We start from the raw sequence: 25,884 nt of genomic DNA on the forward strand, positions 1-25,884 counted from the left end.
AAGGACGGACGACGGTGGGCGGAGCCCTTACCCGGTACCGCGTGATCGCCTGGATCGTGGGCGTGGCGTTGGTGGTGCTGGTCCTGATCGGCATGCCGCTGAAGTACTTCTTCGACTACCCGACGGTGGTGGCCGTGGTCGGTACCGCGCACGGCTGGCTGTACATGATCTACCTGGCGCTCACCTTCGACCTGTCGCGGCGGGTCGACTGGCCGCTGAAGCGGATGCTGCTGGTGATGCTCGCCGGCACGGTGCCGTTCGTGTCGTTCTACGCCGAGCGCCGGGTGAGCCACTGGCTGGCCGACGCCGACCGGCCCCGGACCCCGGAGCCGGTCGCCGGCTGAGTCAGCCGTTCGGCCGCCACACGGTGGACGCCAGCGGGTCTGCCCAGCCACCGAGGCGTACGCCCTCCCGGGCCCGCTGGAGGGCCCGGGTGACCTGCCCGAACTGCCGCTCGTCGTCGGTGGTGAACAGCAGCACCTGGGCACCCCGGTACCGCCCCCACAGCTCGTACGCCGGGGGGCGCCAGCGGTCGCCGAGCACCACCAGCAGCACCGGCAGCAGGCCGACCGTGCCGAGCGCCAGGTAGGCGGCCGCGGTGAGCCGTTGCAGTCCGCCGGTGAAACCGAGCAGCACTCCGACTCCACCGATCAGAGCGGCGGTGACCCCGACCGCCCGGAGGGCGAGGCGGTCATGCGGGCCGCGGGTGGTCCAGACCTGGGTGAGCTCGGCGACCGGCCAGCTGGCGCGGCCGACGGTGAAGCGCTCGGCGGTGACGACGATGCCCGGCCGGGCGTAGAGCAGGGTCGGGGCGGCCGCCGCCCGGGTCGGGCGGGGTGGGCGGGTGGTGGAGCCATCGCTCTGCACGGCGTCCTCCCAGGGATCGCGCGCCGGGCTTCCGCGCCACCGACCAGCCGCGTCGATGCCGTGCGGCGGGATTCCCGGATCCGCGCGTTCATTGTGTTTCGGTCGCGCCACCCCCGGCCCGGCGTTTTCCCTGCTCAGGCCCTCGGACGCGGCGCCCCTTCCACCGGGAAACAGCGGCCATTTCCGTCTTTATCCGCATTCGGTGCCGCGCTGCCTGCCGACATCCGCCGAGAACGACGAATCGGGCCAGCCGCACTATCCGCCCATCCGCCCCGTCGGCCGCCACGGCCGGCCGGCAAACCGGTCACGAAGCGTCACCGTCATCAGCTTCACTTTCTGACACTTTGCCAACATTTGCCCCTGCTTCAACTCCCCGCCACTCCCGTCACGGGTTAGGTTGGGCGGGCCGGTCCGGTCGACCGCCATCCACCCGGAAGGCCCCGGGCCGGTGTCGCGGGGTGCGCATCGCCCGCCCGGCGACGGTTGGAGAGGAGCTTTCCGCTCTTGTCGTCCTTACGGATTCTGCTGCGCAGCCTGGCGGTCGCCGGCCTCTCGGCCGTGCTCATCGCCCCGGCATCGGTGGCTCGGGCCCAGCCCACCCCGGCCGAGCTGACGAAGCAGATCGAGAAGTCCTCGACTGAGCTGGAGCGAATCGTCGAGTCCTACAACAAGCTCAACGAGGAGATCAAGGCCAACAAGGCCACCGCGGCCACGTTGCAGGCCAAGATCGGCCCGTTGCAGGCGCAGGCCGAGCAGAGCCGCGCCGACGTCGGGATCCTCGCGGTCACCGCGTACAAGACCGGTGGGATGCGGACCGCCCAGGCCCTGCTGGAGCCGGGCGGTTCGACGTCACTGCCGGAGCGGCTGGGCGCCCTGGACCAGTTGAGCCGGCAGCGTCAGCAGACCATCGACGGCTTCACCGTCAACCAGCGCAAGCTGATCGACCAGAAGACCCGGCTGGACACCACGCTGGCCCGGCAGGCCGCACAGGCCAAGCAGTTGGCCGCGGGCAAGAAGAAGATCGAGGCGGATCTCTCCCGCCTCTACGACCTGCGCCGCCAGGCGTACGGGCGGGCCACCGAGGCGCCGACGGGATCCGGCTCCGCCGGCAGCGCCCCGGCCATCTCCGGCTCGGCCGGGGTGGCGGTGCGGTACGCGTACGGGGCGGTCGGCAAGCCTTACGCCTACGGAGCCGACGGCCCCGGCAGCTACGACTGCTCCGGCCTCACCCTCGCCTCCTGGCGGGCGGCCGGGAAGTCGTTGCCGCACAACGCAGCGATGCAGTGGGACGCCACCTCGCGCATCAGCCGCAGCGAACTGAAACCCGGCGACCTGGTCTTCTACTCCGGCCTGGGGCACGTGGCGATCTACGTGGGCAGCGGCCAGATCATCGACGCGCCCAGCGCGGGCCGCAACGTCAGCAAGCGGGGCATGAACATCATGTCCATCGCCGGCTACGGCCGGGTGCGCTGACCCCTCGGATACACAACGAACGGCCGGCGTCCCCCTATCGGACGCCGGCCGTTCGTCGTGTCAATTGTTACCAGCTCAGGCCGCCTGCAGCCCCTCGGCCCGGGCCAGCTCCCGGAGCCGGCCGAGGGCCTGGATCTCCAGCTGGCGGATCCGCTCGCGGGAGAGCGAGAACCGCGAGGCGACCTCGGTCAGCGAGTGCTCGCGGCCGTCCTCCAGGCCGTACCGGGCCCGCATGATGCCGGCCGAGCGGTCGTCGAGGTGGTTGAGCAGGCCCTCGATCCGCTGCCGCTCCAGGCCGGTGAGGACGATGTCCTCGGGCGACGGGGCGTCGCTGTCGGCGACCAGGTCGCCGAGGTTGGTGTCGCCGTCGTCGCCCACCGGGGTGTCCAGCGAGACGGTGTCCTGCGACCAGCGGACCAGCTCGTTCACCCGCTCGACGGTGACGCCGAGCGCCGCCGCGATCTGCTCCGGCTCCGGGTCGCTGCCCAGCTCACGGGTGAGCTGGCGGGCGACGTTCCGCATCCGGTTGACGTCCTCCACCAGGTGCACGGGCAGCCGCACGGTCCGCTCCTGCTGGGCGATCGCCCGGCTGATGGCCTGGCGGATCCACCAGGTGGCGTAGGTGGAGAACTTGTAGCCACGCTCGTAGTCGAACTTCTCGACCGCCCGGACCAGGCCGGTGTTGCCCTCCTGGATCAGGTCCAGCATGGGCATGCCCGAGCGCACGTAGCGGCGGGCGATCGACACGACCAGTCGCAGGTTGGCGCGGATGAACAGGTCCTTCGCGCGCTCACCCTCGACGACCAGCCGCTCCAGGTCCTCCCGGTCGACGCCGGCGGGTACGCGGTCCTCACCGAGCAGGTGCTCGGCATAGAGGCCGGCCTCGATCGCCTTGGAGAGGTCGACCTCCTTGGCGGCGTCCAGCAGCGGCGTCCGGGAGATCTCGTGCAGGTAGACGCCGACCAGGTCCCGCTCCTCGGCGACCTCGTCGGTACGCATGCCGATGTTCTTGTCCACGATTGCCACGGTCCCCTCGCTCGCGCCGGTTGCCCGGTTCCTTGCCATCCCCACGTTCATCAGCCCTCCCCGTAACCTCCGCTGTGCCCGTAGGTGCTGACACCTACACAACAGATGAGACGCGTCGGGGATTCCATGTCGTGAGTCGAAACTGTCACGAATGCCTGAGTAGTAGCTGTGAGCCCGGTCCATGTTTGCTGTCAGGACCCCTGCTCGGGTGGCTCGCGTACGCCCTGGCGGCAGGGCGTCGGAGCTGCGGAATCATCGTCCGCCCATGGAATCGCACCATTGCGAAATCCATGAACACAGCGACCCGCGTCACCGCGTCATTGCGATCCTGGTCACTGCGAGATACGCGTCCGTGGACCGGTCGGTTCAGCCACGGGTGAGGATTACCCCACCCCTCCTTGAACAATCCGCAGCGGGAGAGACGTCCCCGGCGCAGCGTGATGCGCGTCGCATCTCGCGGCGGGGGCGGTGGGGCGGGCGGCGCCGGTCAGGAGGCGAGCAGGGCCAGCGCGCCGCGTACCTGGTCGGCGGAGCGGGCCAGGGCGGCCCGGGCGGCGGGCACCTCCGCGCCGGAGACCAGCGAGACCAGGGCGGTCTTGAGATCGCCGTCGGCCTCGTGCAGCGCGGCCTGGCAGACCTCCTCGGGGCAGCCGGTGGCCTCGATCAGGATCGAGATCATCCGGCCCCGCAGCTTGGCGTTGGTGGCCACCATGTCGATCATCAGGTTCGAGTAGACCCGACCGAGGCGCACCATGACGGCCGTGGAGAACGTGTTGAGCACCAACTTCTGCGCGGTGCCCGCCTTCATCCGGGTCGACCCGGTGACCACCTCGGGTCCGGTGTCCACCCCGATGAAGACGTCCACCGCCGAGGCGGCCTCGGCCTCCGGGTTGGCGCAGAGCAGCACGGTCGAGGCGCCCTGGGCCCCGGACGCGTCGAGCGCCCCGAGGACGTACGGGGTGCGACCGCTGGCGGCCAGCCCGACCACCAGGTCACCGGGGCGTACGCACTCGGCCGCCTCCGCGGAACCCGCGCGGTCGTCGTCCTCGGCGTCCTCCACGGCCCGCCACATCGCCTCCGGGCCACCCGCCAGGTGCGCGCAGAACCAGTCCCGCGGCGAGTTGAACGTCGGGGCCAGCTCGGCGGCGTCCAGCACGCCGAGTCGACCGGAGGTGCCGGCGCCGAAGTAGTGCACCCGGTGCCCGCCGCGCAGCGCGGCCACCGCGAGGTCGACGGTCTCGGCGATCTCGTCGAGTACGGCGGCCACCGCGGCCGGCACCCGCCGGTCCGCCTCGTTGATGACGGTGAGCACGTCCCGCGTCGACATCAGGTCGAGGTCCACGCTGTGCGGGTTGCGCCGCTCGGTGGGCGCGCCGACCCGCACCGTGGGCCGCACCACGGCCACCTCGTCCCGCTCCACGCGGCCCGTGGTCATGCCCGCCTCCGCCCGGAGCCCACCCGGCGCGACTGGACGGCCTCGGCCGTCGCCTCCAGGGCCTTCCGGGCCTTGGCCCGGTTGCGCGCGGCCACCCCGACGAAGAGGCAGTCGACCACGGTCAGCTGGGCCAGCCGGCTGGCCATCGCGCCGGAGCGGTACGTGGTCTCCCGGGCGGCGGTGGTGAGCACGAAGTCGGCGACCTCGGTGATCGGCGAGCGCGGGAAGTTGGTCAGCGCGACCGTGGTGGCGCCCCGGGCCCGGGCCTGCTCCAGCACCTCGATGACGTCCGAGGTGGTGCCGGTGTGCGAGATGCCGACGGCGACGTCGCCCCGGCCGAGCAGGGCCGCCGAGGTCAGCGCGGTGTGCACGTCGGGGAAGTAGAAGGCGGTCCGGCCGATGCGGTGCAGCTTCTGCTGGAAGTCGGAGGCGACGAAGCCGCTGGCGCCGGCGCCGTAGACGTCGATCCGGCCGGCCGCGCCGATCGCCTCGACCACCTGCTCGCAGACCGCCGGGTCGAGCTGCTCGGCCGTCTCCTCGACGGCCCGGGCGTCGTTGAAGGCGATGGTCGCGATGATCTGCGCCAGGTCGGCGCCGGGCGGGATGTCGCCACCGACCACCCGGGCGTCCGGCGGCTCGACCCGGCGGGCGGCCTCGGCGGCGAGCCGGATCCGCAGCTGGGGGTAGCCGTCCATGCCGACCGACCGGCAGAACCGGATGACGGTGGCCTCGGAGGTCTCGGCGGCGGTGGCGAGGTCGGTGATGGTGCGCCGGGCGGCGTCCGCCGGATCGGCGACGACCAGCCGGGCGACCCGCTGCTCGGCCGGGGACAGCGACGGGAGCAGGCCACTGATGTGGACGATCAGTCCACCAGGCTCGTGACTCGCAGAAATCTTCGGACTCTTCGCCACGGATGAAACTTACTTTCATGAGGCGTGACCGTCAACCATGACCGCGCGTATCGGGAAAAGTACCGCCTTCCGCGCGGGTTCGTCGCGGCAAGGGTCCCATTCCCGCAGCCCGGCCGCCTCCTCCGCTCCGGTCGAGTCGGCCCCCTCGGCCCACCAGCGGATCGGCCGTCGTCCACGTCGCCCCGGCCGGTCGGCCGGGACGCGTCGCCGGACGGCCGGGCCGACCGGCCGGACGAGGGCCCGGCCGGCATCGACCGGGCCGCACCGCGCCCCGGCCGTACCGGCCGCTAGCGTGTGCTCATGGCGGAGCGCACGGTGCTGGTGACCGGGGGCATGGGCGGGCTGGGCGGTGCGGTCACCGCCGCCTTCCTGAAGGCCGGGTGGCGGGTGGTCGTACCGGAACGGGAGGGCGGGGGGACGGCGCCGGCGGCGTCCGGACTGGTCCGGGTCCGGCGACAACTCCAGCTCGGCGCGTCTGACGCCGCGCGGCGACCTGAAGCCGTCGCCGCGGACCTGCTGGAACCCGCCGGGGCCGCCCGGGCGGTCGAGGCGGCCGCCGGGGAGCCGGCCGCGCCGCTGCGCGCCGTGGTCAACCTCGTCGGGGGGTACGCCAGCGGCGGGCTGGTGCACGAGACCCCGGTCGAGGAGTTCGACCGGATGCTGCGGATCAACCTGCGCCCGACGTACCTGGTCACCCAGGCGGCGTTGCCGCACCTGGTGGCGGCCGGCGGCGGTGCGGTGGTCTGCGTGTCGGCGCGGGCCGCGGTGGCGCCCTTCCCGGGCGCGGCCGGCTACGCCACCGCCAAGGCGGCGGTGCTCGCCCTGGCCAACGCGGTCGCGGTCGAGTACCGGCAGCGCGGGGTGCGGTGCAACACGGTGCTGCCCAGCGTCATCGACACGCCGGCCAACCGGGCCGCCCAGCCGGAGGCCGACCACCGGCGCTGGGTCGCGCCGGCCGAGATCGCCGGAGTGATCCGTTTCCTGGCCTCAGACGAGTCCGCGCCGACCAGCGGCGCGAGCATCCCGGTCTACGGGCGGGCCTGAGCCGGGACCGGGCCGTCCCGGCCCGCGCCGCCCGAGGGCGGACGGGCACCGCCCGGCGGCACCGGCGGGTCGCCGGGGAGCCACCCGGTGAGGTGGGCCCGGATCCGGCGGGAGACCTCCTCGGGCGTGCCGTTGGCGTCGACCACGATGAAACTGCCGTACTCGGGCAGGGCCCGGTAGGCGGTGGCGGCGGCGGTGAGCCAGCGCATGCTCTCGTGGTCGGTGCCACGCCGCTCGATCCGCCGGTACGCCTCCGCCGGGTCGACGGTGAGCAGGAAGGTGACCTGGGGCGCCGGGAAGACCCGATAACCAACCCGGGCCAGCCGTTCCCAGCGCTGCCCGCCGTGCGCCCGGATGCTGGCGTACTGACAGGCGGCGTAGCGGTCCATCACCGCCGTGCGGCCGGTCACCAGGCAGGTCAGCAACGCGAGGGCGATGGCGAGCCAGCGGAGCACGGACTCGACGGCGAGCAGGCCGTCCCGCCCGACGAGACGCTGGGCGTCCGGCCGGCCGAGCCGGTGGGCGAGGCGGCCGAGCCAGCGGCGGCCGCCGGCGTTGCGGTGGTAGGTGGCGGGTTGGCCCGCGGCGGTGAGCGCCTCGGCGAGCCGGTGAGCCTGGGTGGTCTTGCCCGATCCGTCAATGCCGATCAGGGCGACGGCGCGCAGTCGGGCCCTGCCGCGCCGCACCCACAGTGACCTGGCCACCTGCCAGAGGTTATCCGACCGACGCTCAACTTTGGCGGTTTGTCCGTTCCCGTCCCCCTCTCGCCCCGCCGTGTCCGGAACAGGTGTGACCGACCGGCACGCCGGGTACGCAACTTCATTCCCACCGCCACCCACGACGACGGGAGACCCAGATGGCCGAGCGCGGGGACGAGACCCTGGTGCACACCCTGAAGAAGGTCGCCGCCGTGCTCAAGCAGTCCGAGATCCCCTTCGCGCTCGGCGGGAGCTTTGCCGTGTACGCCCACGGCGGCCACTCCAGCGAGCACGACGTGGACTTCCTGATCCGGCAGCAGGACGTGGACCGGGCGCTGGAGGCCCTGGTCGAGGCCGGCTTCACCGCCGAGCGCCCGCCGGAGGACTGGCTGGTCAAGGTCTACGACGAGGGGCGGATGGTGGACCTGATCCACCGGCCGATCGAGACCCCGGTGACCGAGGAGACCTTCGCCGACACCATCGTGCGGCCCGTCGACGCGATCCACATGCCGGTGCTCTCGGCCACCCAGCTGATGGTGCACAAGCTGCTCAGCTTCTCGCAGCACTACTGCGACTTCGCCCGCGCCCTGCCGCTCGCCCGCTCCCTGCGGGAACAGATCGACTGGGAACGGGTACGGAAGGAGACGCAGCACTCGCCGTACGCCGAGGCGTTCCTGGTGCTGCTCGATCGGCTGGACGTGCTGCCCGGCGGCGCGCCCGGAGGAAGGGAGATCCCGTGACCGGACAGCCCGGCGACGCTCCGCCCGACGAGTACGTCGAGGCGGAGATCCAGAGCATGCTGGCCGAGGACCCGTCCGTCGCCGAACAGGGCATCACCGTGGTCCGCCGCGAGCGCGGCCTGGTGCTCTACGGCGAGGTGGAGAGCCCGCACCGGCGGGAGGAGATCCTGCGCCGGGTGGCCGAGCGCTTCCCGGACTTACCCATCACCAGCGACATCGGGGTGACCCGCACGCAGGCGCCTAGCCAGGTCGAGGAGCTGCCGTGAGGGAGGTTCGATCGTGATCCGGATCGCCGCCGTCGGCGATGTGCACCTGGACGAGGACGTGGTCGGCCGGTTCCGACCGGCGCTGGAGGAGCTGCCGGACTGCGCCGACGTGCTGCTGCTCGCCGGCGACCTGACCCGGCACGGCACCGAGTCCGAGGCGCGGTGTGTGGCACAGGAGTTCGGCAACCTCGGGGTCCCGGTGATCACCGTGCTGGGCAACCACGACCACCAGTGCGACCAGGTGCCGCAGGTGGTCAAGGTGCTGGAGGACGTGGGGATCAGCGTCCTGGAGGGGAACGGCATCGTGCTGGAGTGCACCGGCGGGCGGCTCGGCGTGGCCGGGGTGAAGGGCTTCGGCGGCGGTTTCGCCGGGCGGTGCGCCAGCGACTTCGGCGAGCCGGAGATGAAGGCGTTCGTCCACACCACCACCGAGAGCGCCGACGCCCTTGGTGCGGCGCTGCGCGGGCTGGAGTGCGACCTGCTGGTCGCGCTGACCCACTACTCCCCCGTGCCGGACACGCTGGCCGGCGAGCCGCTGGAGATCTACCCGTTCCTCGGCTGCTACCAGCTCGGCCAGGCGATCGATTCGGCGCCCACCGCGCTGGCCCTGCACGGGCACGCCCACCACGGGACCGAGCGGGGCACCACCCCGGGCGGGGTCCGGGTCCGCAACGTCGCCCACCCGGTGATCAAACAGGCATACAGCATCTTCCACGTCGGCGATCACCTCGACCGATCATGAGGTTTGAATCAGAGCACAACGGGTATTGATAACCGCATGTTGAGCTTGCTTCTTTGGATTCTCGCAGTCGTACTGGTGGTCGCCGGCATCCTCGCGCTCTTCCGGCGGCAGATCCTGTGGGGCATCGTCCTCATCATTGTCGGCCTGCTGGTCGGCCCGGGCGGCGTCAGCATCTTCACCTGACCCGCGAAACCCTCAACCCCCTGACCCGCCGGGGTCGTCGGGCCCGGAGCTCCGTCCTCCCAGACATGAGCATCCGGACCCGACGACCCCGGCGTTTCACGTCTGCGGCGCGGTCTGCGCTCAGCAGCGTGGCACGCCCGGGATGTAACCGTCGTAGCCGGTGTAGACGTACGCGTCGGAGATGTACCGCCCGCTGCCGATCCGGTCCCAGATCGAGCTGGTGCCGTACGTGCCGGTGACCGTGGTGCCGCTCGTCTGGCAGTAGATGGTGACCTTCGCGCCGTCGGCCACCGAGCCGACCGCGCTGTAGCCGGTACCGGGGCCGGAGCGGACGGTCAGGCTCACGCCGGAGGTGGTGTTCACCGTGCCCTCGCCGGTGTTCGCACCGGAGCAGCCGTTGTCGCTGGTGTAGGTCTTGGTGCCCCAGTAGAGGGCGAGCGCCCCGTTGAACCGGACCTGGACGTCGTTGCCGTTGAGCCGCTGCTCGTAGTGCAGGTGCGGCCCGGTGGACCCGCCGGTGCTGCCGACGTACCCGATCACCCTGCCGTAGCCGACGGTCTGCCCGACGGAGACGTTGAACCCGCTCAGGTGGGCGTAGTAGGTGGTGTAGCCGTTGCCGTGGTCGATCCGGACGTATTTGCCGTAGCTCGTGCCGCCGAGGTCGGTCACCCGGTCGACCGTGCCGGGCGCGCTGGCCACCACCGGGTCGCCGAGGTCGTCGGTGCGGTTGAAGTCGATGGCGTACGCGGGGCTGTGGTCGGACCGGGTCTGCCCGGACCAGGACTGGTTGCAGGGGAACGGGACCTTGAAGGTCGGCGCCGCCATGGCCGGGGTCGCCGGCACCAGCGTGGCCGCGAGGACGGCACCCACCGCCGCGAGGCTGAACCACCGTTTGCGCATCCACTGCCTCCCATGTTGAAAGCTTTCGATTCCGTACGCCCAGGGTGACAGAAAGTTCCATCGACAGGAAGGGCCTTCCCGGGGCAGAAAGAGCGGAGCGTGGGAGCGCGCCCACGGCCGGTGAGCGGGTTGCGGGATTGTTACCGGGCCGTGTCCGGCAGGGGGTGGACCAGCGAGGATGCAAGCGCTTACATGTGGGGACGACCATCGGACCGGCGCGGGTTCGATTTCCCCCACGCGCCGGCAAGGAAGGAGATCGGCATGGCGTTTGCCAGATCGCGCCAGGCTCTCGCGATCGCCGGCGTGCTGAGCCTGGCGCTCGGCGTCACCGCCTGCGGCACGGGCAACGACAAGAAGAGCGGCAAGGCGAGCTCTCCGGAGTGCGCCCCATACCAGAAGTACCAGGGCCACGACGGCAAGAAGGTCACGATCTACTCGTCCATCCGGGACATCGAGGCCGACCGCCTGGCGCAGTCCTGGAAGCAGTTCGAGGACTGCACCGGCATCACGATCGACCACGAGGGCTCGGGCGAGTTCGAGGCCCAGATCGGTGTCCGGGTGGACGGCGGCAACGCCCCCGACCTGGCCTTCATCCCGCAGCCGGGCCTGCTCAAGCGGTTCGCCGACGCGGGCAAGCTCAAGCCGGTCGGCGCCGACACCAAGGCGCTGGCGGAGCAGAACTTCACCCCCGACTGGCTGAAGTACAGCACCGTCAACGGCACGCTCTACGGCGTTCCGCTCGGCTCCAACGTCAAGTCGTACGTGTGGTACTCGCCGAAGACCTTCAAGGAGAAGGGCTGGACCGTCCCCACCACCTGGGACGAGATGATCCAGCTGAGCGACAAGATCGCGGCGAGCGGCACGAAGCCGTGGTGCGCCGGCATCGAGTCCGGTGACGCCACCGGCTGGCCGGCCACCGACTGGATCGAGGACGTGATGCTGCGGACGGCGGGCCCCGAGGTCTACGACCAGTGGACCACCCACGGCATCAAGTTCAACGACCCGCAGGTCGTCGCGGCCGTCGACAAGGCCGGCACCATCCTCAAGAACGAGAAGTACGTCAACGGCGGCTTCGGCGGCGTGAAGAGCATCGCCACCACCTCCTTCCAGGAGGCCGGCACGCCGATCACCGCTGGCAAGTGCGCCATGCACCGCCAGGCGTCCTTCTACGCCAACCAGTGGCCGCAGGGCACCAAGGTGGCCGAGGACGGCGACGTCTTCGCGTTCTACTTCCCGGCCATCGACCCGGCCAAGGGCAAGCCGGTGCTGGGTGCCGGCGAGTTCGTCGCGGCCTTCGCCGACCGCCCCGAGGTCCAGGCCGTGCAGACCTACCTGGCCTCCGGCGAGTACGTCAACAGCCGCGCCAAGATCGGCGACTGGCTGTCGGCGAACAAGAAGCTCGACATCAACAACGTGCCCAACCCGGTGGACAAGCTCTCCGTCCAGATCCTGCAGGACCCGAAGACCGTCTTCCGCTTCGACGGCTCGGACCTGATGCCGGCCGCGGTCGGCGCGGGAACCTTCTGGAAGGGCATGGTCGACTGGATCAACGGCAAGGACACCGCCACGGTCCTGAACGGCATCGAGAGCAGCTGGCCGAAGTGATCTGAGCCGGTGGTCCGGTCCGCGCCCGCGGGCCGGACCATCGCTCGATCCAACCCCTGGGAGGGTCGATGGAGTTCGACTTCGCGGAGGAACAGCCGAAGTTCCTCATGCTGATGTACGGGCTGATCGCTTTCGTCGCGGTGGTGGGCGGCCTGCTCCTGCTCCTCGACGCGGTGCCGGCCTGGTTCGCCCGTCGTCGGGAGGCGAAGCTGGTCGCCGCCGCGACGAGCGGCGCCCCCCTGCCCCGCCGGCGCAAGCCGCGTGAGGGGCTGTTCGCGCTCTTCTTCCTGCTGCCGACGCTGCTGTTCCTCCTCGTCGGGCTGGTGGTGCCCGCGATCCGCACCACGCTGCTCTCCTTCATGGATTCCGGCAGCAACAACTGGGTCGGACTGCGCAACTACGGCTGGATGTTCTCCGACGGCGCGATCGTCCAGGTGCTGACCAACACCCTGATCTGGGTGCTCCTGGTGCCGCTGGTCGCCACCACGTTCGGCCTGATCTACGCCGTGATGGTGGACCGGGCCCGGCTCGAGGCGCTCGCCAAGTCCCTGATCTTCCTGCCGATGGCGATCTCGTTCGTCGGCGCCAGCATCATCTGGAAGTTCGTCTACGCCTACCGCGGCGACGGTGAGAAGCAGATCGGTCTGCTCAATCAGATGGTGGTCAGCCTCGGCGGCGAGCCGAAGCAGTGGCTGCTCGAATCGCCCCTGAACACCTTCCTGCTCATCGTGATCATGGTCTGGATCCAGGCCGGCTTCGCGATGGTGGTGCTCTCGGCCGCCATCAAGGCCATCCCGGCGGACATCGTCGAGGCGGCCCGGCTGGACGGGGTGAGCCCGTGGCAGATGTTCTGGCAGATCACCCTGCCGAGCATCCGGCCGGCGCTGATCGTGGTGGTGGTCACGCTCTCCATCGCCACGCTGAAGGTCTTCGACATCGTCCGGACCGCCACCAACGGCAACTACGACACCAGCGTGATCGCGAACGAGATGTACAACCAGGCGTTCCGGTACGGCCAGAACGGGCAGGGTTCCGCCCTCGCGGTCTTCCTCTTCGTCCTGGTCATCCCGATCGTGATCTACCAGATCCGCAACCTGCGTCAGCAGCGGGAGGGCTGAGATGACCACCGCCACGCCCACCGTCGGAGCCGGCGTCCAGGCGACCGGGAAGACCACCCGGGTCGGCCGGGTCCGCAAGCGCCTGAACAGCCGGACCGCCACGCTGGTCTCGATCGTCATCGCGCTGCTCTGGACGGTCCCGACCTTCGGCCTGTTCATCTCCTCGTTCCGGCCCGAGGACCAGATCAAGACCACCGGCTGGTGGACGTTCTTCACCGACCCGCAGTTCACCCTGGAGAACTACCAGCAGGTGCTCTTCAGCACGTCCTCCTCGTCGGGCCAGCTCGCCAGCTACTTCATCAACTCCCTGGCGATCACCATCCCGTCGGTGCTCTTCCCGACGGCGTTCGCGGCGCTGGCCGCGTACGCGCTGGCCTGGATCAACTTCAAGGGGCGGGACTGGCTCTACATCGCGATCTTCGCGTTGCAGATCGTCCCGCTGCAGATGGCCCTGGTGCCGCTGCTGAAGTTCTTCTCCACCGGCGTCACCATCGCCGGCGTCCAGGTGCTCCCGGCCTGGGATCTCGTCGACGAGCAGAAGTTCGCGCAGGTGTGGTTCGCGCATACCTGTTTCGCGCTCCCGTTCGCCGTGTTCCTGCTGCACAACTTCATCTCGCAACTGCCGTCGGACCTGATGGAGGCGGCCCGGGTCGATGGGGCCACGCACCCGAAGATCTTCCGCACCATCGTGCTGCCGCTGATCACGCCCGCCCTGGCCGCGTTCGGCATCTTCCAGTTCCTCTGGGTCTGGAACGACCTGCTGGTCGCGCTCATCTTCGCGGGCGGGGGCAACGAGACCGCCCCGCTGACCGTCCGGCTCGCCGAGATGGCCGGCACCCGGGGCAACGAGTGGCAGCGGCTGACCTCCGGTGCGTTCGTGTCGATCGTCGTACCGCTGATCGTGTTCCTGTCCCTCCAGCGCTATTTCGTGCGGGGCCTGCTCGCCGGCAGCGTCAAGGGCTGACCCGCTGCTCCGCCGCCGCCGGCCCCCGGCGGCGGCGGGGCGCGGGCCGGAGCGGGGAACAACGATGACCAAGATTGACGATGTCGCCCGCCTGGCCGGGGTCTCCACGGCCACCGTCTCCCGCGCGCTGCGCGGCCTCCCGACGGTCTCGGCCGCGACCCGGCACCGGGTGCTTGCCGCCGCAGAGCAGCTCCAGTACGCCGTCTCGCCGAGCGCCTCCCGGCTGGCTGGCGGGAAGACCGGCACGGTGGCGGTGGTGGTCCCCCGGATCACCCGCTGGTTCTTCGCCACGGTGGTCGAGGCGGTCGAGGACCACCTCCAGGAGAACGGCTACGACCTGCTGCTCTACAACCTCGGCGGTCGGGAGCAGACCCGCCGGCGGGTGCTGCGGACGGCCAGCCTGCACAAGCGGGTGGACGCGATCATCCTGGTCGCCACCCCGCTGCGCCCGGCCGACGTGACCGCGCTGACCAAGCTGGAGCTGCCGGGCGTGACGATCAGCTCCGGCAGCGGGGTGCCCGGGTGGCCCTGCGTACGCATCGACGACGTGGCTGCGGCGCGGACCGCCACCCGGCACCTGCTCGACCTCGGCCACACCCGGATCGCGCACATCTCCGGCGACCCGGACGACGAGCTCGCCTTCACCACCCACCTGGACCGCCGCCGCGGCTACCAGGAGGCTCTGCGGGCGGCCGGGATCCGGCCCGACCCGACCCTGGACATCGAGTCGCAGTTCACCATCGACGGCGGCACCCGGGCCACCGCCGAGCTGCTGGCCCGGGGCGAGCCGCCGACCGCGATCTTCGCCGCCTGCGACGAGATGGCGATGGGCGCGATGACCGCGCTGCGCGACGCCGGGCTGCGGGTGCCGCAGGACGTCAGCGTGATCGGCGTCGACGACCACGACCTCGCCGGGGCGCTCGGCCTGACCACCATCGCCCAGCCGGCGGCGGAGCAGGGGTTGCTCGCGGCCCGGATCCTGCTCGACCCGCTCGGCGTGCGCGCCGCCGACCCGTACGCCGGGCTGGTGCCCGCGCCGCGCGGCGCGGAACCCGGCGGCGACACGCCGACGCAGCCGGTGATCCTGCCCACTCGGCTGGTGGTGCGGGAATCGACCGCGCCGCCCCGGGCAAACTGAACGGATCCGGCCGTCCCCGTGACGACCGGAGAACGGCCGCAAGGCCACCGCACGACACAGGGGAGAAGGCTCTGAACACCGACGCGACACAGCAGGAACCGGCCGCTGCCCCGGCCACCGGCTGGTGGACCGAGGCCGTCATCTACCAGATCTACCCGCGCTCGTTCGCCGACTCGAACGGCGACGGCATCGGCGACCTTCCCGGCATCACCGCCCGCCTCGATCACCTCGCCGAGCTCGGCATCGACGCGGTCTGGCTGTCGCCGTTCTACCCGTCCCCCCAGGCCGACGCCGGGTACGACGTCGCCGACTACCGGGACGTCGACCCGCTCTTCGGCACCCTCGCCGACGCCGACAAGATGATCGCGGAGGCGAAGGCGCGCGGGCTGCGGGTGATCGTCGACCTGGTGCCCAACCACACCTCGTCGCAGCACCGCTGGTTCCAGGCCGCGCTCCCGGCCGCGCCGGGCAGCCCGGAGCGGCAGCGCTACGTCTTCCGGGACGGCAAGGGACCGCAGGGCGCCGAGCCGCCCAACGACTGGCAGAGCGTCTTCGGCGGCCCCGCCTGGACCCGGGTGCCGGACGGGCAGTGGTACCTGCACCTCTTCGACCCCGGCCAGCCCGACCTGAACTGGGACAACCCCGAGGTCCGCGCCGAGTTCCTGGACATCCTCCGGTTCTGGCTGGATCGGGGCGTCGACGGCTTCCGGGTGGACGTGGCGCACGGCCTGATCAAGCAGGCCGACCTGGCCGACTGGCAGGAGCAACCCGAGATCCTCTCCGGCGCGGAGGTCGACAAGCCGCGCCCGCCGATGTGGGACCAGGACGGCGTGCACGAGATCTACCGGGAGTGGCGGCGGCAGCTCGACTCGTACGACGGAGAGCGGATCCTCGTCGCGGAGGCGTGGGTCGAGCCGGCCGAGCGGCTGGCCCGCTACGTCCGGCCGGACGAGATGCACCAGGCGTTCAACTTCGAGTACCTGCTCGCCTCCTGGACTGCCCCGGCGCAGTACGCGGTGATCACCCGCTCCCTGGAGGCCACCGACTCAGTCGGCGCCCCCACCACCTGGGTGCTCTCCAACCACGACGTGGTCCGGCACGCCTCCCGGCTCGGCCTGCCGATCGGCGGCGGCCGCCCGAACGGCATCGGTATCGGCGACCCGCAGCCGGACGCCGCGCTCGGCCTGCGGCGGGCCCGGGCGGCCAGCCTGCTGATGCTGGCCCTGCCCGGCTCGGCCTACCTCTACCAGGGCGAGGAGCTGGGGCTCCCGGAGCACACCACGCTCCCCGACGAGGCGCGGCAGGACCCGACCTGGGAGCGCAGCGGGCACACCCAGCGTGGCCGGGACGGCTGCCGGGTGCCGATCCCGTGGGAGGCCGACGCCCCGTCGTACGGCTTCGGGCCGACCGACGCGAGCTGGCTCCCCCAGCCCCCGAGCTGGGCGGAGTACGCGCTCGACCGGCAGCGCGACGTGCCGGGCTCGACGTACGAGCTGTACCGGACGGCGCTGCGGCTGCGCCGCGAGCACGGCCTGGGCCGCGGCCCGCTGCGCTGGCACTCGTCCGGCGACGAGGTGCTCATCTTCAGCAACCGCGGGCTCATCGTGCTGACCAACTTCGGTGCCGAGCCGGTGCCGCTGCCGGTCGGCGCGAAGGTGCTGGCGGCCAGCGCCCCGCTCGACGACGACAACGCCGTCCCGACGGACGTCACCGTCTGGTACAGCGTCTGACGTGTCCGGAGGGGCCCTTGTCCAACGCGAGGCGTTGACCGGGGCCCCTCCTCACAGGCGGTCGGCACGGGTGTGCAGGAGGTCGTGGACCGACTCGATGTCGCCGGGTGAGGCGCGGGCGGCGAGCCAGTACATCAGCCCGGTCGGGATGAAGAAGAGCTGGAACACGGCCAGCCCGACGGCGTAGTTCAACGGCGGCGGGAAAGCCGCCCGCAGCCCCTGGAAGGCCACCCCGACCAGGCCGTTGCCGGCCGCCCGGCCAACCCCGTTGACCAGGTTGCCCAGGCTGTAGACGGTGCCCCGGTGCTCGGGCGGGTTGACGTCGGCGATCAGCGCGAACCAGTTGGGCGAGTTCGCCGAGGTGAGCGCGAGGGCCAGCAGGGCGGTGAGCAGGCTCAGCCCGACCGTGGGCTCGGTGAACACGCTGGCCAGCACCGCGCCGATCACCGCGCCGGAGCTGCCGCCGTCCGGCACGTCGATCCGGATCGGCACCAGGAACAGGACCAGGTAGAACGGCACGGCCGCGAGGATGCCCACCGCCGCGACCAGCGCCCGACCGCTCGGCGTACGCCGTTGCAGCGCGTCGCCGGCCAGGCCACCCACGATGGAGAAGACCCCGCCGAGCTGGAACAGGGTGGCGAAGACGCTGCCCACCACCACCGCGGTGGCCGACGAGTAGCCCTGCGCCTCGGCCCGCTGGGCGAACAGCACCGGCAGCCAGACCAGCGAGCCGAACGCCGCCTGCGCGGTCAACCCCTGAAGGATCAGCCAGCGGTTGGTCCGCCGAGCCAGGATCCGGGGCAGATCGGCCCGGCTGATCCGGTAGTCGTACTCGCCGCCGGCGTCGAGCGCCGCGGCCAGCTCCGGTTCGCTCTGCCCGCGCCGGATGTCGTACGTGAACAGGTAGGCCACGGTGGCGGCCAGGCCGACCACGGTGAGCACCAGGAACGGCCGCCGCCAGTCGGTGGCGCCGAGGATGCCGCCGGTGAGCGTCCCGGCCAGGGTGCCCACGCCCTGCGACAGCCCCCAGAAGCTCATCACCAGGCCCCGGCGCCGCGGCGAGATCAGGTCGGTGACCACCGAGTAGCCGACCGAGCCGACCGCCCCCAGCCCGACCGCGGCGACCAGCTGGGCGCCCAGGAACGTCGGGTAGCTCTGCGCGAACGCGCTGCCCCCGGTGCCGGCCGCCCAGATCAGGGTGCCGACCATGAGCAGCGGCTTGCGGTCGGTCCGGTCGCCCACGTACGCCCAGGCGACGGCGGCGACCGCGCTGACCAGGAAGCTCACCGCGGTGACCAGCCCGAGCAGCCGCTGCGGCACGCCCAGCGCGCCGGAGATCGGCCCGTAGAGCGGCGGAACCAGCCCGATCGCCACGTTGTCCAGCGAGGCGAGCACCACGAACACCACGACGCTGTAGAACCGGTGGGCCGCTCCCCCGCCACGGGTCGTGCGCCCGATGCCCATCGTCATGGGTGGCACCCAACCAGGATCAGCCGCCGACCGCCACCCGCCCAACGGCGATCCACGCTACGCCATCTGGCCGTGTTGTTCCTCCGGCGACGTCGCGCGCCGAGCTGACGGCGACAGCGGGAACCAGGCGGCCAACCGTGAGTCGGCGTCCCGGGCGCTGGGGTGGGCGACTCCGTGCAGCAGGTCGGCGGCCTCTCCCCAGGCGGCCAGCGCGCCGTCGTGGTCACCCTGTTCCTCCCGGACGTCACCGAGCGTCAGCAGCGTCTTGCCCAACCACCGCTCACCCTCGTTGCGTCCGACGCTGATCGCCGAGGTGAGCAGGTCCGCCGCCGCCGCCAGCCGCCCCGCGCGGCGACGCACGCTGGCCAGTACGGTCAGCGCTTCCACGGTGCCCGTCGAGTACCTCATCGCCTCGGCGATGGCCAGTGCCTGCTCGGCCGCCACCACGGCCTCCGGATCGCGCCCGGCGGACAGGTAGATCCCGGCGAACCGGTACAGCGTGATCACCTCACCGTAGGGATCGCGCAACTCCCGGAAGATCGACAGCGTGGCGGTGAGCAACTCGATCGCGTCCTCGATCCGGCCGGCATCGTGGTAGACGCGGGCGAGTCCGTTCATGACGTCGGCCTGGCTACTCCGGCTGTCACAGACCGTGTACAGGTCAAGAGCGCGCCGCAACTGCTGCTCCGCTTCCCGCAGCCGACCATGCTCGCGTTCGATCGCGCCGAGGTGCTGTCGGGCGCGAGCCGTGCACCACAGGCTGCCGACCCGCTCGGCCAGCACCAGGGCTCGCTCCGCCGCGTGGCGCGCCTGCGGCAGGTGCCCCAGGTAACCCTGCAGGTAGGTCAACCGGTTGAGGGCATGTGCCTGGCCGCGGTCGTCGTCGAGCGCCTCGAACAGTGCCGCCGCGGTCTCCGCACAGCGGGCGGCGTCGGGGACCGCGCGATACTCGTCGGCTCGGCTGCGGTACAACATCGCCAGCGCCTTCATGCGCCGGTCACCGGCCCGGTCGGCCGCCGCCTCGGCGAGGGCGTTGATCGACCGCCAGGCGTCGACCGCCCCACGCATCTCGAGGAACGGACCGAGCACGTGCGTCAGTGCTCCGCACAGCTCGTCCAGACCCAGGTCGTACGCCTGGCGTACGGCGGCCAACAGCGATTCGCTCTCCGCCTCGTACCAACCGACCGGGTCGGTCGCCGTGGCGGACCCCACGGCCGGGTCGAGGAGAGCGGTACCGGTGATCGCGGGCTCCAGCCCGGGGAACTGCTTGTCGGGCAGCCCCCGCATGGCCGACAGCGCGTAACCGAGCCAGGCGTTGAGTCCCGCCATCACGGCCGCACGCCGCCTCGGCTCGTCGATCCGGGCTTCGGCCCGTTCGCGCAGCAGCAACCCGACCAGGTCGTGGAACCGGTACCGGTCCTGGCCGAGGGAGTCCTGACCGGCGTACTCGACGATGCGGTGTTGCACGAGCTGGTCGATCAACGCCTCGGCGAGCGCAACGGGACATTGCAGCACCGCCCCGGCGGCCCAGGTGGGAAAGCTCGGTGCGGCCAGCAACGCCAGCAGCTGCGCGGCGGCGTCGGCGTGCGGATCCAGACCCCGGAAGCTGAGCTCCAGGCTGGCCCGTACCTCGAGGTCGCCGTGGTGCAGCTCGTCCAGGCGGTGCTGGTCGGCCAACCGGTCAGCCATTCTGCGTAGGGACCAGTGCGGTCGACTGGCCAACCGTGCCCCGACGATGCGGACCGCCAGCGGCAACCACCCGCACAGCTCGGCGAGGCGTGCGGCGACCTCCGGCTCGGCCGCCACGCGCGCCGCGCCCACCGTCGCCCCCAGCAGCGCCAACGCGTCCTCGTCGGGTAGCACGTCGAGGTCCAGGTGATAGCCGCCCGCCACATCCGCCAGATCGGAGCGGCTGGTGACGAGCACCGCGCAACCCGATCCACCGGGCACCAGCGGCCGTACCTGTGTCGCGCTTGCCGCCTCGTCGAGCACGACCAGCACCCGGCGCTCCGCGGTGACGGAGCGGTAGAGCAGGATCCGTTCCTCGAGATCGTCGGGGATCGCGGCGCGGTGCGCGCCCAACGCGACGAGTGCCCGGCCCAGCACGTCCGCCGGCTGCTCCGGCCGGTCGTGCGTCCCGTGCAGGTCGACGTAGAGCTGGCCGTCGGGAAAGTCGCTCCGCAGCAGGTGGGCGACGTGGACGGCCAGCGCGCTCTTACCGACCCCCGGCTTGCCGCTGACGACGACGACCGGGACCGCGGTAGCGGTGGCCGCCGCCGAGGTCAGCCGGTGGCGCAGCTCGTCGACCTCGGTTCCACGCCCGGTGAAGTCGGCGATGTCGGCGGGCAACTGGGCCGGACGCGCAATCGGCGGGGGCGGCGACCCGGGATCTTGTTCCGGAGCGAGTGCCGGCTCCGGGCCTGCCTCGGGCAGGGACAGCGGCGCCGACTGACCGGCGTCGCTCCGACGACGCGTCCCCGCGAGAATCGCCCGTTCCAGCTGCCGCAGCTCCGCGCCGGGCTCGATGCCGAGCTCGTCGGCCATCCGCCGGCGGCCGTCGCGGTAGACCTCCAGGGCCTCGGCGGTACGCCCCACGGCGTCCAACGCGATCATCAGCTGCCCCCGCAGGCGTTCGCGAAGCGGGTGTTCCTCGACCAGCCGCGTCAGCTCCGGCACCAACACCGCGTGCCGGTCGAGGGTGAGTTCCAGATCGATCACCCGGACCAGGATCGCGAGCCGCAGTTCGGCCAGCCGGTGGGCCTCCACGGTGGCGAACGGCGCCGGCACATCGGCGAGCGCCGGCCCTCGCCAGAGCGCCAGGGCGGCGCGCAGCGCCGCGGCCCTGGGCTGCGGGGCCAGATCCTCCCGCTCCGCCTCGCGTACCAGCCGCTCGACCCGTGCCACGTCGAGTTGGCCATCACCAATCCGCAACAGATAACCGGGGCTCCGGGTGACCAGCAACCGGCCCTCTCCCGGGCGGCCGTTGTCGCCGAGCTGGCGGCGTAGCGCCGACACCACGGTCAGCACCTGCTCCCGGGCCGTCGCCGGCGGACGCTCCGGCCAGAGCCCGTCGATGAGTTCGTCGACCGAGACCACCCGGTTGCGCCGCAGCAGCAGCGCCGCCAGAACGATCCGCTGGCGGGCCCCCGGCAGGGGGACCCGGCCTGACCGCCCCCGCACCTCGAGGGGACCGAGAACGTTGAACGCGACCGGCGGGTCGGCGGCTTCGTCGCCGGGGCGGAACGGCTCATGTCCCGTCCGGCCGGGGCTCGTCACCACGAGCCGGCCCCGCGCCACACGCGGACTCGCTGGACCCGGTCATCCCGCACCATCCACATCACGCACCTGCCCCGTCCGCTCGCTCGGTGGCGGCTACGCAGGCCGCGCCGCCTCGTCAGTCAGGAGCGACGCCGCAAACGGTAGTTGTCGATGGGTGTCCAGTCCCGGTGAGTTCGATAACGACGAGGTAACGCAGACGAGTGCGGCTGGCTCAGCCCGCTTCCCGCTCGGTGATCAGGTCACGCGCCCGGGCGTAGCGCGCGCGGATGGCGGGGACTTCCGACGATTCCAGCTCGGCGCGACTGACGCCACGCCGCGACCCGAAGCCGTCGTCGGCCCCGTACTCCTCGGTGTCGCCGAGGGTCCACGACGGTGGCTCCGCGCCGCCCAGGGCGACCCAGGCGGCCTGGCGGGCGGCGCCGTCGGCGACGTACTCCCCGGGCGGCGGGGCCACGACGGGGCGGCCGAAGACCTGCGGGGCGATCCGCCGCACGGCCGCCGAGCGGGCCCCGCCGCCGACCAGGATGATCCGGCGGGCGGTGGCGCCCTGCGCGGTGAGCGCGTCGAGGCCGTCGGCGAGCGCGCAGAGCATCCCCTCGACGGCCGCCCGGGCCAGGTGCGCCGGGCTCGACGTGCCCAGGGTGAGCCCGTGCAGCGCGCCGGTGGCGGTGGGCCGGTCCGGGGTCCGCTCCCCCTCCAGGTACGGCACCATGACCAGACCGTCCGCGCCCGGCGGGGCGGCCAGGGCCAGCTCGCTCAGCGTGGCCAGGTCGACGCCGAGCAGCGTCGCGGCGGCGTCGAGCACCCGGGCCGCGTTGAGCGTGCAGACCAGCGGCAGGAACCGACCGGTGGCGTCGGCGAAGCCGGCCACCGCCCCGGTCGGGTCGGCGGCGGGCGCGTCGGCCACCGCGAAGACCGTGCCCGAGGTGCCGATCGAGACGACCACGTCCCCCGGTCCGGCCCCGACCCCGAGCGCCGCGGCGGCGTTGTCGCCGGTGCCGGGGCCGAGCAGGACGCGACCGGCCCCGGTGCCGGACCCCGGTACCGCTAACGGGTCGAGCTGTCCCGCCGCCTCGCTCGGGCCGAGCACGACCGGCACCCGGACCGGCCGCCCGAAGGCGCGTTCCAGCAGGTCGAGGCGGTACTCACCGGTCCGGGGCGACCAGTAGCCGGTGCCGCTGGCATCGCCCCGGTCGGTGCGCAGCGCAGCCAGGCCGGGGGCGCCGGCGAGCCGCCAGGTCAGCCAGTCGTGCGGCAGGCAGACGGCGACCACCCGGTCGGCGTTCGCCGGCTCGCGCCGGGCCAGCCAGCGCAGCTTGGTGGCGGTGAAGCTGGCCACCGGCACCGCCCCGGTCGCCTCCGCCCAGAACCGGCGCCCGGCCTCCCCGCCGCCGGCCTCCTCGATCAGCTCCCGGGCGGCATCGGCGGAGCGGGTGTCGTTCCAGAGCAGCGCCGGGCGGACCACCCGCCCCGCCTCGTCCAGGCAGACCATGCCGTGCTGCTGGCCGGCGACCGCGACCGCGGCCACGTCGGCCAGCCCACCGGCCTCGGTGGCGGCCGCGAGCAGCGCGTCCCACCAGGCGTGCGGGTCGACCTCGGTGCCCTCGGGGTGCGACGCGCGACCCTGCCGGACCAGCGCGCCGGTCTCCGCGTCCCGGACCACCACCTTGCAGGACTGGGTGGACGAATCGATGCCGGCGACGAGCGGCATGGCGGCCCGCCTCAGCGCGCGCCGAGCAGGTGCTCGACGGCGAGCTGGTTGAGCCGGACGAAGCCGAAGCCCTTCGCCCCGGCCGCCGCCGGGTCGAACTCCTCGAACGCGGCGGTGTCGGCGAGCAGCTCGGCGTAGCCCTCGCCCGGGTTCAGGGTCGGGGTGGCCAGGTCGGTGACCTTGCTGGTGGCGAGGGCCTCGGCCACCTCCGGGTCGGCCCGGAAGGCCGCGGCCCGCTCCTTGAGCAGCAGGTAGGTCCGCATGTTCGCCTCGGCCGACGCCCACACGCCGGTCATGTCCTCGGTGCGGGAGGGCTTGTAGTCGAAGTGCCGCGGACCGTCGTACGCGGGACCGCCGTTGGCGCCGCCGTGCTCCAGCAGGTCGACCAGGGCGAACGCGTTGAGCAGGTCGCCGTGGCCGAAGACCAGGTCCTGGTCGTACTTGATGCCGCGCTGGCCGTTGAGGTCGATGTGGAAGAGCTTGCCCTGCCAGAGCGCCTGGGCGATGCCGTGCGCGAAGTTCAGCCCGGCCATCTGCTCGTGGCCGACCTCCGGGTTGAGCCCGACCAGCTCCGGGCGGGCCAGGGTGGAGACGAACGCCAGCGCGTGGCCGACGGTGGGGAGCAGGATGTCGCCGCGCGGCTCGTTCGGCTTGGGCTCGATGGCGAAGCGCAGGTCGTAGCCCTGGTCGACGACGTACTGGCAGAGCAGGTCGACGGCCTCCCGATAGCGGTCCAGCGCGGCGCGGACGTCCTTGGCCAGGTCGTACTCGGCGCCCTCCCGGCCACCCCACATGACGAAGGTGCGGGCACCCAACTCGGCGGCGAGGTCGACGTTGCGCAGCACCTTGCGCAGGGCGTACCGGCGAACGTCGCGGTCGTTGCTGGTGAAGCCGCCGTCCTTGAAGACCGGGTGGGTGAAGAGGTTGGTGGTGACCATCGGGACGACCAGGCCGGTCTCGTCGAGGGCCTTGCGGAACCGGGTCAGGTGGGCGTCGCGGGTGGCGGCGTCCGCGCCGAACGGGATCAGGTCGTCGTCGTGGAAGGTGATCCCGTACGCGCCGAGCTCGGCGAGCCGGTGGACCGCCTCGACCGCGTCCAGCGCGGGCCGGGTGGCGTCGCCGAACGGATCGCGGGCCTGCCAGCCCACCGTCCAGAGACCGAAGGAGAACTTGTCGGCGGGGGTGGGACGGGGCGCCATGGCAGACCTCCGGTGGTGTCGTCGCCAAATTTGTTCAATGGTTGAATTAAATGGCGACGGTGTGGCAGTGTCAAGCAGTGACCAGCGCCAGCACCACCGGGGCGGTCCGGCAGGGCAGCCTCCGCGAGCTCAACCTCGCGGTGGTGCTCCGGCGGATCGCCGCCGCCGAGCGACCTCCCTCCCGCGCCGAGATCGCCGCCGGGACCGGCCTGACCCGGGCCACCGTCTCCGCCGTCGTCGACGACCTGATCGCCGGCCGGCTGGTCGCCGAGGCGGAACCCGCGCCGCGTACCGGGGCCGGGCGGCCGGCCCGAGGCCTGGTCCTGGCCGGCGACGGCCCGGCCGGGCTCGGGCTGGAGGTCAACGTCGACTACCTGGCCGCCTGCGTGGTCGACCTGACCGGCGCGGTACGTCACCACGTGGTGCGGCGAGCCGACCTGCGCCCGGTCTCCCCCGCCGACGCGCTGGCCCGGCTCGCCGCGCTCGCCACCGAGGCCCGGGCCGCCGCCGTCCGCGCCGGGCTGACCCTGGCCGGCGCAACGCTCGCCGTGCCCGGCCTGGTCGGCGACGGCGGCGTGGTGCGCCTCGCGCCCAACCTCGGCTGGCGGGACGTGGACGTCCCCGGGCTGCTCGCCGGGCACCCGCTCGCCGAGCCGGTGGACGGGATCCCGCCGCTGGTCGTCGACAACGAGGCCAACCTGGCCGCCCTCGGTGAGCTGCACGCCGGCCCGCCCGGGTCGGCCAGCTTCCTGCACGTCTCCGGGGAGATCGGGATCGGCGCCGGGATCGTGCTCGACGGAGCGCTGTACCGAGGCGCGCGCGGCTGGAGCGGCGAGATCGGTCACCTGCCGGTGGACCCGCGCGGCCGCCCCTGCCGCTGCGGCGGCCAGGGCTGTCTGGAGCGGTACGCGGGCCAGGAGGCCATCCTGGCCGCCGCCGGGCTGGCCGGCGCGGAACTGCCCGCCGACACCGCCGCGACCCGGCTGGCCGAGCTCGCCGGGGCCGGCGACCCGGCCACCCTGGCCGCCCTGGCGGACGCCGGCACCGCCCTCGGCGTGGCCGTGGCGGGCGTGGTGAACCTGCTGGATCTGGACACCGTGGTGCTCGGCGGCGGATACGCCCCGCTCGCCCCGTGGCTGTCCCCACCGGTGCTCGCAGAGGTCTCCCGGCGGGTGCTCACCGCCGCCTGGTCGCCGGTCACGGTCCGTCCGGCGGCGCTCGGCGCGCAGTCCGCGGCCGTCGGTGGAGCCGCCTCGGTGGTCCGCCGAATCGTGGCACGCCCGATCGGCTGGCTGGCTCGATCCGGCTGACCGCCGCGCTCCTCCATGAGCGATCGCCTGTCCCGCTCGGTACGCTGGCCAGCAGCAATCGACCCGGCAACCGAG

Annotated in this window: 22 protein-coding genes and 1 pseudogene; 13 read left to right on the plus strand and 10 right to left on the minus strand. The window is 72.3% G+C overall.

Going from position 1 to position 25,884, the window contains the following annotated elements:
- Positions 1-14: 14 nt before the first annotated feature.
- Entirely contained in the window at positions 15-344 is a 330-nt protein-coding gene (locus ACFYOS_RS16300) for a DUF3817 domain-containing protein (RefSeq protein WP_302762264.1), read from the plus strand.
- A gap of 1 nt (position 345) precedes the next feature.
- On the opposite strand, the gene ACFYOS_RS16305 is transcribed toward ACFYOS_RS16300, so the two are convergent.
- Positions 346-867 (minus strand): DUF6232 family protein, encoded by a 522-nt coding sequence (locus ACFYOS_RS16305; protein WP_387141335.1) that lies wholly within the window; start codon positions 865-867, stop codon positions 346-348.
- Between the two features lie 504 nt (positions 868-1,371).
- Here ACFYOS_RS16305 and ACFYOS_RS16310 point away from each other — a divergent pair.
- Positions 1,372-2,340, plus strand: coding sequence for an NlpC/P60 family protein (locus tag ACFYOS_RS16310; protein WP_387141338.1), 969 nt, complete (start codon positions 1,372-1,374; stop codon positions 2,338-2,340).
- Between the two features lie 75 nt (positions 2,341-2,415).
- On the opposite strand, the gene ACFYOS_RS16315 is transcribed toward ACFYOS_RS16310, so the two are convergent.
- The 3 genes from ACFYOS_RS16315 to ACFYOS_RS16325 all read right to left on the minus strand — a co-directional run bounded on the left by ACFYOS_RS16315 (position 2,416) and on the right by ACFYOS_RS16325 (position 5,712).
- Entirely contained in the window at positions 2,416-3,405 is a 990-nt protein-coding gene (locus ACFYOS_RS16315; RefSeq protein ID WP_387141537.1) for an RNA polymerase sigma factor RpoD/SigA, read from the minus strand.
- A gap of 448 nt (positions 3,406-3,853) precedes the next feature.
- Positions 3,854-4,801: an N-acetylmuramic acid 6-phosphate etherase gene (locus ACFYOS_RS16320; RefSeq protein WP_387141341.1), complete on the minus strand. Its 948-nt coding sequence runs from the start codon at positions 4,799-4,801 to the stop codon at positions 3,854-3,856.
- Complete coding sequence (locus tag ACFYOS_RS16325; protein ID WP_387141344.1) at positions 4,798-5,712, minus strand: MurR/RpiR family transcriptional regulator; 915 nt, start codon at positions 5,710-5,712, stop codon at positions 4,798-4,800. The genes ACFYOS_RS16320 and ACFYOS_RS16325 overlap by 4 nt, the downstream gene beginning before the upstream one ends.
- 300 nt (positions 5,713-6,012) lie before the next feature.
- Here ACFYOS_RS16325 and ACFYOS_RS16330 point away from each other — a divergent pair, with 300 nt between their 5' ends.
- Positions 6,013-6,756: an SDR family NAD(P)-dependent oxidoreductase gene (locus ACFYOS_RS16330; protein WP_387141347.1), complete on the plus strand. Its 744-nt coding sequence runs from the start codon at positions 6,013-6,015 to the stop codon at positions 6,754-6,756.
- On the opposite strand, the gene ACFYOS_RS16335 is transcribed toward ACFYOS_RS16330, so the two are convergent.
- Positions 6,741-7,460, minus strand: a complete 720-nt coding sequence (locus ACFYOS_RS16335; RefSeq protein ID WP_387141350.1) for a dTMP kinase — start codon at positions 7,458-7,460, stop codon at positions 6,741-6,743. The genes ACFYOS_RS16330 and ACFYOS_RS16335 overlap by 16 nt on opposite strands.
- Positions 7,461-7,609: 149 nt before the next feature.
- On the opposite strand from ACFYOS_RS16335, the pseudogene ACFYOS_RS16340 reads away from it, so the two are divergent.
- The 4 genes and pseudogenes from ACFYOS_RS16340 to ACFYOS_RS16355 form a co-directional block, all read left to right on the plus strand.
- Positions 7,610-8,194, plus strand: a pseudogene (locus tag ACFYOS_RS16340) (nucleotidyltransferase); the annotation flags it as partial.
- A 56-nt stretch (positions 8,195-8,250) separates the two neighbouring features.
- Positions 8,251-8,460, plus strand: coding sequence for a hypothetical protein (locus tag ACFYOS_RS16345; RefSeq protein ID WP_387141540.1), 210 nt, complete (start codon positions 8,251-8,253; stop codon positions 8,458-8,460).
- A 10-nt stretch (positions 8,461-8,470) separates the two neighbouring features.
- Positions 8,471-9,202 (plus strand): metallophosphoesterase, encoded by a 732-nt coding sequence (locus ACFYOS_RS16350; protein WP_387141543.1) that lies wholly within the window; start codon positions 8,471-8,473, stop codon positions 9,200-9,202.
- A gap of 39 nt (positions 9,203-9,241) precedes the next feature.
- Positions 9,242-9,385, plus strand: a complete 144-nt coding sequence (locus ACFYOS_RS16355) for a GPGG-motif small membrane protein (protein WP_387141547.1) — start codon at positions 9,242-9,244, stop codon at positions 9,383-9,385.
- 120 nt (positions 9,386-9,505) lie between these two features.
- Here the strand turns inward: ACFYOS_RS16355 and ACFYOS_RS16360 are convergent, their stop codons facing one another.
- Positions 9,506-10,285: a peptidoglycan DD-metalloendopeptidase family protein gene (locus tag ACFYOS_RS16360; protein ID WP_387141353.1), complete on the minus strand. Its 780-nt coding sequence runs from the start codon at positions 10,283-10,285 to the stop codon at positions 9,506-9,508.
- A gap of 261 nt (positions 10,286-10,546) precedes the next feature.
- On the opposite strand from ACFYOS_RS16360, the gene ACFYOS_RS16365 reads away from it, so the two are divergent.
- From ACFYOS_RS16365 to ACFYOS_RS16385, 5 genes are all read left to right on the plus strand, one after another.
- Positions 10,547-11,890, plus strand: a complete 1,344-nt coding sequence (locus tag ACFYOS_RS16365; RefSeq protein ID WP_387141356.1) for an ABC transporter substrate-binding protein — start codon at positions 10,547-10,549, stop codon at positions 11,888-11,890.
- Positions 11,891-11,958: 68 nt separating this feature from the next.
- On the plus strand, positions 11,959-13,008 hold the full coding sequence (locus ACFYOS_RS16370; RefSeq protein ID WP_387141359.1) for a carbohydrate ABC transporter permease: 1,050 nt from the start codon (positions 11,959-11,961) through the stop codon (positions 13,006-13,008).
- Position 13,009: 1 nt separating this feature from the next.
- Positions 13,010-13,972 (plus strand): carbohydrate ABC transporter permease, encoded by a 963-nt coding sequence (locus ACFYOS_RS16375; protein WP_387141362.1) that lies wholly within the window; start codon positions 13,010-13,012, stop codon positions 13,970-13,972.
- Between the two features lie 64 nt (positions 13,973-14,036).
- Positions 14,037-15,110 carry a LacI family DNA-binding transcriptional regulator gene (locus ACFYOS_RS16380; RefSeq protein ID WP_387141365.1) on the plus strand — a complete coding sequence of 358 codons (1,074 nt, stop codon included), beginning with the start codon at positions 14,037-14,039 and terminating at the stop codon, positions 15,108-15,110.
- A gap of 71 nt (positions 15,111-15,181) precedes the next feature.
- Positions 15,182-16,840: a glycoside hydrolase family 13 protein gene (locus ACFYOS_RS16385; RefSeq protein ID WP_387141550.1), complete on the plus strand. Its 1,659-nt coding sequence runs from the start codon at positions 15,182-15,184 to the stop codon at positions 16,838-16,840.
- Positions 16,841-16,891: 51 nt separating this feature from the next.
- Here ACFYOS_RS16385 and ACFYOS_RS16390 read toward each other — a convergent pair whose 3' ends face one another.
- From ACFYOS_RS16390 to xylA, 4 genes are all read right to left on the minus strand, one after another.
- Positions 16,892-18,310 (minus strand): MFS transporter, encoded by a 1,419-nt coding sequence (locus ACFYOS_RS16390; protein WP_387141368.1) that lies wholly within the window; start codon positions 18,308-18,310, stop codon positions 16,892-16,894.
- A gap of 57 nt (positions 18,311-18,367) precedes the next feature.
- Positions 18,368-21,607: a BTAD domain-containing putative transcriptional regulator gene (locus ACFYOS_RS16395; RefSeq protein ID WP_387141371.1), complete on the minus strand. Its 3,240-nt coding sequence runs from the start codon at positions 21,605-21,607 to the stop codon at positions 18,368-18,370.
- A 193-nt stretch (positions 21,608-21,800) separates the two neighbouring features.
- Positions 21,801-23,300, minus strand: coding sequence for a xylulokinase (xylB, locus tag ACFYOS_RS16400; RefSeq protein ID WP_387141374.1), 1,500 nt, complete (start codon positions 23,298-23,300; stop codon positions 21,801-21,803).
- A gap of 11 nt (positions 23,301-23,311) precedes the next feature.
- Positions 23,312-24,499, minus strand: coding sequence for a xylose isomerase (xylA, locus tag ACFYOS_RS16405; protein WP_387141377.1), 1,188 nt, complete (start codon positions 24,497-24,499; stop codon positions 23,312-23,314).
- A gap of 50 nt (positions 24,500-24,549) precedes the next feature.
- Between xylA and ACFYOS_RS16410 the strand changes: the two genes are divergently transcribed.
- Positions 24,550-25,809, plus strand: coding sequence for an ROK family protein (locus ACFYOS_RS16410; RefSeq protein ID WP_387141380.1), 1,260 nt, complete (start codon positions 24,550-24,552; stop codon positions 25,807-25,809).
- The last annotated feature ends 75 nt before the right edge of the window (positions 25,810-25,884 follow it).

The sequence above is a fragment of the Micromonospora sp. NPDC005806 genome (assembly GCF_042871425.1).
Classification (GTDB): domain Bacteria; phylum Actinomycetota; class Actinomycetes; order Mycobacteriales; family Micromonosporaceae; genus Micromonospora.